Source organism: Pseudomonas lini (assembly GCF_001042905.1).
Lineage (GTDB): Bacteria > Pseudomonadota > Gammaproteobacteria > Pseudomonadales > Pseudomonadaceae > Aquipseudomonas > Aquipseudomonas lini.
Genome location: NZ_JYLB01000005.1, coordinates 1 through 11,594 on the forward strand (window position 1 = coordinate 1; position 11,594 = coordinate 11,594).

Sequence of the window (11,594 nt, forward strand, 5' to 3'; positions counted from 1 at the left end):
CGGTGTAGGTGATCTGGCCGCCTTCATCCACGACGCCGGTCGCGGTCAGCGACAGGTTGGTGGTGTCCTGGGTGTCAGTCACCGAGGTGTTCGCCGACTTGCCGTCGACTTCCAGTTTCTCGTAGTTTCCACCCTTGGCATCGTCGATCTTGACGCTCAGTGAACCGCCACCGGTCAGTGCATCGTTCGGCGCGGTGAAGTTCACGCTGGCGCTGTTCGATCCGACCGGAATGGTGATGACCTGGCCGTTGGACAGGGTGACAACCACCGGCGAACCGGTGACTGGAGCCGATACGGATGCCGTGTAAACCACGGTCCCGCCTTCGGCGACGCTCGAAGTGGCAGTCAGTGAAACGGTACTGGAATCGATGGTGTCGTTGACGGTGGTGACCGCCGGGGTGTCGCTGGTGACCAGGTGCTCGAAGCCGCCACCGGTCGCATCTTTGATGGTCGCCTCAACGGTGCCGGCGTCTTTATAGACGTCGTCCTTCGGTGCATCGACGGTCACGGAACCGGTGATTTTGCCCGCTTCAATGGTGATCACGGCGCCATTGCTGAGCGTCACGGTCACCGGTGTACCGGCTGCATTGGTCAGGGTTGCGGTGTAGGTGATCTGGCCGCCTTCATCCACGGTGCCGGTCGCGGTCAGCGACAGGTTGGTGGTGTCCTGGGTATCAGTCACCGAGGTGTTCGCCGACTTGCCGTCGACTTCCAGTTTCTCGTAGTTGCCGCCCTTCGCATCGTCGATCTTGACGCTCAGGGAGGTACCGCCGGTCAGCGCATCGTTCGGCGCGGTGAAGTTCACGCTGGCGCTGCTCGACCCGACCGGAATGGTGATGATTTGGCCGTTGGACAGGGTGACAACCACCGGCGAACCGGTGACTGGAGCCGATACGGATGCCGTGTAAACCACGGTCCCGCCTTCGGCGACGCTCGAAGTGGCACTCAGCGAAACGGTGCTGGAATCGATGGTGTCGTTGACGGTGGTGACCGCCGGGGTGTCGCTGGTGACCAGGTTCTCGAAGCCGCCACCGGTCGCATCTTTGATGGTCGCCTCAACGGTGCCGGCGTCTTTATAGACGTCGTCCTTCGGTGCATCGACGGTCACGGAACCGGTGATTTTGCCCGCTTCAATGGTGATCACGGCGCCATTGCTGAGCGTCACGGTCACCGGTGTACCGGCTGCATTGGTCAGGGTTGCGGTGTAGGTGATCTGGCCGCCTTCATCCACGACGCCGGTCGCGGTCAGCGACAGGTTGGTGGTGTCCTGGGTATCAGTCACCGAGGTGTCTGCCGACTTGCTGTCGACTTCCAGTTTCTCATAGTTTCCACCCTTGGCATCGTCGATCTTGACGCTCAGTGAACCGCCGCCGGTCAGTGCATCGTTCGGCGCGGTGAAGTTCACGCTGGCGCTGCTCGACCCGACCGGAATGGTGATGGTCTGGCCGTTGGACAGGGTCACAACCACCGGCGAGCCGGTCACCGGCGCCGACACGGACGCGGTGTAAACCACCGTGCCGCCTTCGGCGACGGTGGACGTCGCGGTCAGGTTCACGGTCGAGATGTCGAGAGTATCGGTCACTTCGGTGACCGCTGCCGCCGGGCTGGTGGCCAGGTTTTCGAAGTTGCCGCCCGCAGCATCCTTGATGGTCACTTCGACCTGGCCGGCGTCTTTGTAAACGTCGTCCTTCGGTGCGTCGACAGTCACGGAACCAGCGGTGGCGCCGGCGGCGATGGTGATGATCGCGCCGTTGCTCAGCGTGACGGTGACCGGAGTCCCGGCTGTGTTGGTCAGGGTCGCGGTGTAGACGATGGAACCGCCTTCAGCGACCGAGTCAGTAGCGGTCAGGCTGAGGGTGGTGGTGTCCGCAGCATCGGTGATCGAGGTGTCTGCCGACTTGCCGTCGACTTCCAGTTTTTCGTAGTTACCACCTTTGGCATCGTCGATCTTGACGCTTAGCGAACCGCCACCGGTCAGTGCATCATTTGGCGCAACGAAGTTGACGGAACCGCTGCTTGAGCCGACTGGAATGGTGATGGTCTGGCCATTGGACAAGGTCACAACCACCGGCGAACCGGTGACCGGTGAGGTTACGGACGCGGTGTAAACCACGGTGCCGCCTTCGGCGACGCTCGAAGTGGCACTCAACGAAACGGTGCTGGTGTCGATGGTGTCGTTGACGGTGGTCACCGCCGATGTATCGCTGGTGACCAGATTCTCGAAATTGCCACCGGTGGCGTCTTTGATGGTTGCTTCGACAGTGCCGGCGTCTTTGTAGACGTCATCCTTCGGCGCGTCGACGGTCACGGAGCCGGTGGTTTTGCCCGCTTCGATGGTGATCACGGCGCCGTTGCTCAGCGTGACAGTCACTGGTGTGCCAGCGGCGGTGGTCAGGGTTGCCGTGTAGGTGATCTGGCCGCCTTCATCCACGGTGCCGGTCGCGGTCAGCGACAGGTTGGTGGTATCCGCAGTGTCAGTGACCGAGGTGTCGGCCGACTTGCCGTCGATTTCCAGCTTCTCGTAGTTGCCGCCTGTAGCGCCGTCAATTTTGACGCTCAGAGAACCGCCACCAGCCAATGCATCGTTTGGTGCGGTGAAGTTGACGCTGGCGCTACTCGAGCCGACCGGGATGGTGATGGTCTGGCCGTTGGACAGGGTGACAACCACCGGCGCACCGGTGACCGGCGCTGACACGGACGCGGTGTAAACCACGGTGCCGCCTTCGGCCACAGTGCTGGTCGCGGTGAGATTGACGGTCGAGGTGTCGATGGTATCGGTCACGTCGGTAACCGCTGCCGCCGGATTGGTCGCCAGGTTTTCAAAGTTACCGCCTGCGGCATCCTTGATGGTCACTTCGACGGTGCCGGCGTCTTTGTAGACGTCGTCTTTCGGCGCGTCGACAGTCACGGAACCAGCGGTGGCGCCGGCGGCGATAGTGATGATCGCACCGTTGCTCAACGTGACAGTGACCGGAGTCCCTGCGGCATTGGTCAAGGTCGCGGTGTAAACGATGGAACCACCTTCGGCGACCGAACCAGTAGCGTTCAGGCTGAGGGTGGTGGTGTCCGCAGTATCGGTGACCGAGGTGTCCGCCGACTTGCCGTCGACTTCCAGCTTCTCGTAGTTACCACCTTTAGCATCGTCGATCTTGACGCTCAGCGAGCCGCCACCGGCCAGTGCATCATTTGGTGCAACGAAGTTTACAGAACTGCTGCTCGAGCCGACCGGAATGGTGATGGTCTGGCCATTGGACAGGGTCACAACCACCGGCGAACCGGTGACCGGTGCCGACACGGACGCGGTGTAAACCACGGTGCCGCCCTCGGCGATATTCGCGGTGGCACTCAGCGAAACGGTGCTGGTATCGATGGTGTCGTTGACGGTGGTGACTGCCGGAGTGTCGCTAGCCACCAGGTTTTCGAAGTTGCCACCGGTTGCATCTTTGATCGTTGCTTCAACGGTGCCAGCGTCTTTGTAGACATCGTCCTTCGGTGCATCGATGGTCACGGAGCCGGTGGTTTTGCCCGCTTCAATGGTGATCACGGCGCCGTTCGACAAGGTCACGGTGACCGGTGTGCCGGCCGCGTTGGTCAGGGTCGCGGTGTAGGTGATCTGGCCACCTTCATCCACTGAACCGCTGGCGGTCAGCGACAGGTTGGTGGTGTCCTGGGTATCGGTCACCGAGGTGTCGGCCGACTTGCTGTCGACTTCCAGCTTCTCGTAGTTACCACCTTTGGCATCGTCGATCTTGACGCTCAGCGAGCTGCCGCCGGCCAGCGCATCGTTTGGCGCAACGAAGTCGACAGAACCGCTGCTCGATCCGACTGGAATGGTGATGGTCTGGCCATTGGACAGGGTCACAACCACTGGCGAACCGGTGACCGGTGCCGACACGGACGCGGTATAAACCACGGTGCCGCCTTCGGCGACGTTCGAAGTGGCACTCAGCGAAACGGTGCTGGTGTCGATGGTGTCGTTGACGGAGGTCACCGCCGGTGTATCACTGGCGACCAGATTCTCGAAGTTGCCGCCGGTCGCGTCTTTGATGGTCGCTTCAACGGTGCCGTTGTCTTTATAGACATCGTCCTTCGGAGCGTCGATGGTCACGGAGCCGGTGGTTTTGCCCGCTTCGATGGTGATCACGGCGCCGTTCGACAAGGTCACGGTGACCGGAGTGCCGGCGGCGTTGGTCAGGGTCGCGGTGTAGGTGATCTGGCCACCCTCATCCACGGCACCGGTCGCAGTCAGCGACAGGTTGGTGGTATCAGCGGTGTCGGCCACCGAGGTGTCGGCCGACTTGCCGTCGACTTCCAGTTTTTCGTAGTTGCCGCCTTTGGCATCGTCGATCTTGACGCTCAGCGAGCCGCCACCGGCCAGCGCATCGTTTGGCGCAACGAAGTCGACAGAGCCGCTGCTCGATCCGACTGGAATGGTGATGGTCTGGCCATTGGACAGGGTGACCACCACTGGCGAACCGGTGACCGGTGCCGACACGGACGCGGTATAAACCACGGTGCCGCCTTCGGCGACATTCGCGGTGGCTGTCAGCGAAACGGTGCTGGTATCAATGGTATCGGTGACGGTAGTGATCGCCGGGGTGTCGCTAGCCACCAGGTTCTCGAAGTTGCCGCCGGTCGCGTCTTTGATGGTCGCTTCAACGGTGCCGGTGTCTTTATAGACGTCGTCCTTCGGTGCATCGATGGTCACGGAGCCGGTGGTTTTGCCCGCTTCAATGGTGATCACGGCGCCGTTCGACAGCGTCACGGTCACTGGTGTGCCGGCCGCATTGGTCAGGGTTGCTGTATAGGTGATCTGTCCGCCTTCATCCACAGCGCCGGTCGCGGTCAGCGACAGGTTGGTGGTGTCAGCGGTATCGGTGATCGAGGTGTCTGCCGACTTGCCATCAACTTCCAGTTTCTCGTAGTTACCGCCCTTGGCATCGTCAATCTTGACGCTCAGCGAGCCGCCGCCAGCGATGGCATCGTTTGGCGCAACGAAGTTGACAGAACCGCTGCTCGAGCCGACCGGGATGGTAATGGTCTGGCCGTTCGACAGGGTCACGACCACTGGCGAACCGGTGACCGGTGCGCTGACGGACGCCGTGTAAACCACGGTGCCGCCTTCGGCGACGGTGGACGTCGCGGTCAGATTCACGGTCGAGGTATCGAGGGTATCGGTCACATCGGTGACCGCTGGCGCCGGATTGGTCGCCAGATTTTCGAAGTTGCCGCCGGTCGCGTCTTTGATGGTTACTTCGATGGTGCCGGCGTCTTTGTAGACGTCATCCTTCGGTGCGTCGACAGTCACACTGCCTGTAGTCGCGCCAGCGGCGATGGTGATCACCGCTCCGTTCGACAAGGTCACGGTGACCGGCGTGCCCGCGACGTTGGTCAAGCTCGCGGTGTAGACGATGGAACCGCCTTCAGCGACCGAATCAGTAGCACTCAGGCTGAGGGTGGTGGTGTCCGCGATATCAGTCACCGAGGTGTCCGCCGATTTGCCGTCGACTTCCAGCTTCTCGTAATTACCGCCCGTTGCGCCGTCAATCTTGACGCTCAGGGAGCTGCCGCCCGCCAGGGGGCTGTTTGGCGCGACAAAGTTCACGCTGCCGGTGGTTTCGCCGACCGGGATGGTGATGCTCTGGCCGTTGGACAGGGTGACGACCACTGACGCACCGGTGACGGGGGCGCTGACCGTTGCGGTGTAGACCACGGTGCCGCCTTCGGCGACGCTCGAAGTGGCACTCAGCGAAACGGTGCTGGTGTCGATGGTGTCGTTGACGGTGGTCACCGCCGGTGTATCACTGGCGACCAGGTTCTCAAAATTACCGCCGGTCGCATCTTGGATGGTTGCTTCGACGGTGCCGGCGTCTTTGTAGACGTCGTCTTTCGGCGCATCGACGGTCACGGAACCGGTGGTTTTACCTGCTTCGATGGTGATCACGGCGCCGTTCGACAGCGTCACGGTCACTGGTGTGCCGGCCGCATTGGTCAAGGTTGCCGTATAGGTGATCTGTCCGCCTTCATCCACGGTGTCGGTCGCGGTCAGCGACAGGTTGGTGGTGTCAGCGGTATCGGTGATCAAGGTGTCTGCCGACTTGCCATCAACTTCCAGTTTCTCGTAGTTACCACCCTTGGCATCGTCGATCTTGACGCTAAGCGAGCCGCCACCGGCCAGTGCATCATTTGGCGCAACGAAGTTGACAGAACCGCTGCTCGAGCCGACCGGGATGGTAATGGTCTGGCCATTCGACAAAGTCACAACCACCGACGAACCGGTGACCGGTGCGCTGACGGACGCGGTGTAAACCACGGTGCCGCCTTCAGCCACACTTGAAGTCGCCGTCAGATTCACGGTCGAAGTGTCGACGGTATCGGTGACGTCAGTGACCGCAGCCGCTGGATTGGTCGCCAGGTTTTCGAAGTTGCCGCCTGCGGCATCCTTGATGGTTACTTCGACCTGGCCGGCATCTTTATAGACGTCGTCTTTCGGCGCATCAACGGTCACGGAACCGGTGGTTGCACCGGCGGCAATGGTGATCACGGCGCCATTGCTCAACGTGACGGTGACCGGAGTGCCGGCGGTGTTGGTCAGAGTCGCGGTGTAAACAATGGAGCCACCTTCAGCGACCGAATCAGTAGCGCTCAGGCTGAGGGTTGTGGTGTCTGGAGTGTCGGTAACCGAGGTATCCGCCGACTTGCCATCGACTTCCAGCTTCTCGTAGTTACCACCTTTAGCGTCGTCGATCTTGACGCTCAGCGAGCCGCCACCGGCCAGTGCATCATTTGGAGCAACGAAGTTTACAGAACCGCTGCTCGAGCCAACCGGAATGGTAATGGTCTGGCCATTCGAAAGGGTCACAATCACCGGTGAGCCGGTCACTGGCGACGTCACGGACGCGGTGTAAACCACAGTCCCGCCTTCGGTGACGTTCGAAGTGGCACTCAGCGAAACGGTGCTGGTGTCGATGGTGTCGTTGACGGTGGTCACCGCCGGTGTATCGCTGGCGACCAAGTTCTCGAAATTGCCGCCGGTCGCGTCTTTGATCGTCGCTTCAACGGTGCCGTTGTCTTTATAGACATCGTCCTTCGGAGCATCGACGGTCACGGAGCCAGTGGTTTTGCCCGCTTCGATGGTGATCACGGCGCCGTTCGACAAGGTCACGGTGACCGGAGTGCCGGCGGCATTGGTCAGGGTCGCGGTGTAGGTGATCTGGCCACCTTCATCCACTGAACCGCTGGCGGTCAGCGACAGGTTGGTGGTGTCCTGGGTATCAGTCACCGAGGTGTCGGCTGATTTGCCGTCAACTTCCAGCCTCTCGTAATTACCACCCTTCGCGTCGTCGATCTTGACGCTCAGCGAGCTGCCACCGGCCAGTGCATCATTTGGCGCAACGAAGTTGACAGAGCCGCTGCTCGAACCGACCGGAATGGTGATGGTCTGGCCATTGGACAGGGTCACAAGCACCGGCGAACCGGTTACTGGCGCGGTAACGGAAGCCGTGTAAACCACGGTGCCGCCCTCGACAACGTCTGCGGTAGCCGTCAGCGAAACGGTGCTGGTGTCGAGGGTGTCAGTCACGTCGGTGACCGCTGCCGCCGGGTCAGTCACCAGGTTTTCAAAGTTGCCACCGGCGGCGTCCGCGATGGTGACTTCAACCTTGGCGGCATCTTTATAAACATCATCGGCAGGCGCATCGACGCTCACGCTGCCGGTGGTCGCGCCAGCGGCGATGGTGATCACCGCGCCGTTGCTCAAGGTCACGGTGACCGGCGTACCGGCCGGATTGGTCAACGTTGCGGTGTACAGAATCTGACCACCTTCGGCCACTTCGGTGGATGCCGACAGGCTCAGGCCGGTGTCGTCTTTCGAATCGGTAATGGTGGTGAGTGCCGGTTCGGTGCTCGGGGTCAGTTGCTCGAAATTGCCGCCGGTGGTGCCGGTGATCGTAGTGCTGACGGTGCTGCCATTGTTGTAGACGTCGTTGGCCGCGGTATCGACAGTCACGCTGCCGGTGGTCTTGCCCGCTTCGATGGTAATGACCGCGCCGTTGCTCAAGGTCACGGTCATCGGCGTGCCGGCCGGGTTGGTCAGGGTGGCGGTGTAGGTGATCTGGCCGCCTTCGACGACGGTGCCGGTGGCGCTGAGGCTCAGGCCGGTGTTGTCGAGCGAGTCGGTGATGGTGGTGACTGCCGGCGTGGTGCTCGGTACGAGGTTCTCGAAGTTGCCGCCGCTAGCGCCAGTGATCGTGGTGCTGACGGTGCTGCCATTGTTGTAGACGTCATTGGCCGACGTCGGAACGTCCACGCTGCCTGTGGTGTTGCCAGCGGCGATGGTGATGGTCGAACCGTTGGACAGGGTGACGGTGACCGGCGTCTGCGCCGGGTTGGCCAGCGTCGCGGTGTAGGTGATCTGGCCACCTTCAGTGACGCTGCCAGTGGCGGTCAGGCTCAGGCCGGTATCGTCGACCGAATCGGTAATAGTGGTGACCGCCGGAGTCGGGTTCGGCACCAGATTCTCGAAGTTGCCGCCGGTAGTCCCGGTAATCGTGGTGCTGACGGTACTGCCATTGTTGTAGACGTCATTGGCCGGCGTCGGAACGTTCACGCTGCCGGTGGTGTTGCCAGCGGCGATGGTGATGGTCGAACCGTTGGACAGAGTCACGGTGACCGGCGTCTGCGCCGGGTTGGTCAGGGTCGCGGTGTAAGTGATCTGACCGCCTTCGGTGACGGTCGAGCCGGCCGTCAGCGTGACGGTGGTGGTGTCGGCGGAGTCGGTAATGGTGGTGACAGCCGGTGTTGGATTCGGCACCAGGTTTTCGAAGTTGCCACCAGTCGCGCCGGTAATCGTGGTGCTGACGGTACTGCCGTTGTTGTAGACGTCATTGGCCGGCGTCGAAACGTTGACGCTGCCGGTGGTGTTGCCTGCGGCAATAGTGATGGTCGAACCGTTGGACAGAGTCACGGTGACCGGCGTCTGCGCCGGGTTGGTCAACGTCGCGGTGTAGGTGATCTGCCCGCCTTCAGTGACGGTCGAGCCCGCTGACAGTGTGACGGTGGTGGTGTCGACGGTGTCGGTGACCTGGGTCACGGCCGGAACGGTTGGCGGGGTGACCACGATACCGCTGCCGCCCGTGGTGCCGGTGACGGTCACGGTGATTTGGGTTGGATCGTTATAAACCGTGTCGTTCGGTGCCAGCGGAACGTTGACGGTGCCGGTGGTTTGGCCGGCTGCGATCACGATCACCGAGCCATTGGACAGGGTGATGGTCAGGTCGGTCAGCGGCGCCTGGGTCAGGGTCGCGGTGTAAACCAGCACGCCACCGGCCTCGGTGATGGTCGGCGTGGCGCTCAGGCTCAGGGTCGACTCGCGCAGGGCATTGGTGCTGGTGTCAGCAGTCTGGCCGCCGGTGGTGTCTTGTGTTGCCAACGCGGCAGTGGCGAGACCCTCAGTCGGGAAGCCAATGGTCGGGTCGACCCGAGCAGCGGTTGCCTCCAGGGCCACGAAGCTGTGGCCGCCACCGGCAGCGCCGCCCGAACTCGCAGCCGTAGGGCCGGCCGCGGTAGCTTCAAGAGCGGTGGTCGGGTCGACGCCGGCGGCGATGGCTTGTTGCAATTCGTCAACCGATGGCGCGGCTTGTGCAGTGGCTTGCGCAAGGTCAGTGCTGGAACCTGGATCGCTGCCGCTCCACTGAGTGTCGCGGCCCAGGTCCAGGATGCGGCCATCAGCCAGTTCGAGCGTAATGGCACCAGCGGCACCGGTGTCTACCTGATCGCCGACCAACAACCGGTCGCCTTCAACGAGTACGCGGCGGATGCCTTCTGGCGACACCGCGAAAACCTGACCCACAATGCTTTTGACGATGGCAACAACACTGCTCATTGAAGACTCTCCGGGTGTCACGTTCAGTTGACTTCCATGAACCGGTCAGCGTGTTCGCCAATCGGGGCTGGACGTGCTTTCAAAATATTCGATGCATAACTTTGACGCGATATCGTCAATAATTTGGCTATATTTTTTCGAAATTAACTTTATGCCAAACTATTGACCTTATGGGAGCCATCCTAAACAATCGTCCAAGTAATGTCACATTGATATTTAAGCGGCGACCTGTCCTACAGCGTGTGATCCAGTTCCGGTTTTGAACTTTCCGACATACGGTCATTACGGTTGCCATCATTCGATGCAGCGCCACGTTCTGCAGTGATTCAAGACAAGAAGTCCCGGGAAACTCCAACTATGCGTTTGCACCTGTTCAAGGTTCTACCCTTCGCCCTTGCCGCCAGCTTTGTTCAGGCGCAAAGCCTCCCGCAGGCCATGCAGCAGGCGCTGGATGTCCATCCGGAAATCCAGGCAGGGGTTAACAGCCGATTGGCCGCGGATTATCAGTTAAAGGCCGCTAAAGGTGGATACCTGCCGAGGGTCGATCTGCTGGGCGGTTATGGTCGTGAAGGCACCGACAGCGTCACCACACGTGCCGCCGGTAACAACAACCACTGGGAAACGCTGAACCGCAGCGAGTCAAGTTTACGTCTGTCACAGATGGTTTTTGACGGTTTTGCGACGTCCAGCGAAGTGGGGCGTCAACAAGCCACCGTTAATTCTCGCGCTTATTCCTTGCTGGGCACCTCGGAACGTACCGGACTGACCGTCGCTCAGGTCTATCTCGATGTATTGACCCGCCGCGAATTCGTGCGCCTGGCCGAAGATAACCTGAAGAACCACGAACGGATTCTTGACCAGATCAAATTGCGCACCCAGCGCGGCGTAGGCAGCGGTGCCGACCTCGATCAGGCTGACGCACGTATGGCCCAGGCCCGCAACAACCTGATTACTGAACAGACCAACCTGGCTGATGCCGAAACCAACTACCTCAGCGCCGTCGGCCAGATGCCCGATCAACTGGAGCGGCCCGCCGATTTCATGGCGCTGTTGCCGGCCAACCTGAATGAAGCCCGGGCGCAGATGCTGGAAAACAGCCCGATCCTGCGCTCCGCCGAATCCGATATCGCTGCCGCCGAGAAGCAGTACGAAGCCGCCAAGTCGAGCTTCTACCCGCGCTTCGATGCCGAATTGGGTCGCACCGCCGATAACGATATCGACGGCCAGAACGGTCACAACAATGAATGGCAGGCCATGCTGCGCATGCGCTTCAATTTGTTCGCCGGTGGCAGCAACAAGGCTGATCTGGAATCCAAGTCCTACCTGTCGAACCAGGCACTGGATATTCGCAACAACGCCCTGCGCGTGTTGAACGAAGAACTGGGTCTGGCCTGGAATGCCCTGAACAACGCCAACGCCCAGGTGCCGATCGCCCAGCAATATGTCGATCGCAGCGCCAGTGTGCGCAGCGCGTATCAGAAGCAGTTCAGCCTCGGCGAGCGGACATTGCTCGATCTGCTCGACAGTGAAAACGAGCTGTTCAGCGCTTCCCGTCGGCTGGCCGAGATCAAAAACATTCAGTTATTTACTCAGTACCGAATCAAGGCGACCATGGGCGAATTACTCAAAAGTCAGGGCGTGGTCGCACCATTGGCATCCGTTGTGCAAAACGACGTGAAGCCCAAGGTTCAGCTGCCCGGGATGAATTGAG

General features: G+C 61.0%; 2 protein-coding genes. One reads left to right on the forward strand and one right to left on the reverse strand.

Features of this window, described 5'->3' with window-relative positions; genetic code table 11:
* Window positions 1-9,883: retention module-containing protein (locus TU81_RS15460; RefSeq protein WP_048395954.1), on the reverse strand; the 9,883-nt coding region annotated here is incomplete at its 3' end.
* A 357-nt stretch (window positions 9,884-10,240) separates the two neighbouring features.
* Between TU81_RS15460 and TU81_RS15465 the strand changes: the two genes are divergently transcribed.
* Window positions 10,241-11,593, forward strand: coding sequence for a TolC family outer membrane protein (locus TU81_RS15465; RefSeq protein ID WP_048395956.1), 1,353 nt, complete (start codon window positions 10,241-10,243; stop codon window positions 11,591-11,593).
* Window position 11,594: the final 1 nt, after the last annotated feature.

Coding starts and splice junctions, on each gene's coding strand:
- TU81_RS15465 (WP_048395956.1), top strand. CDS start 10,241: ATGCGTTTGCACCTGTTCAAGGTTCTACCCTTCGCCCTTGCCGCCAGC.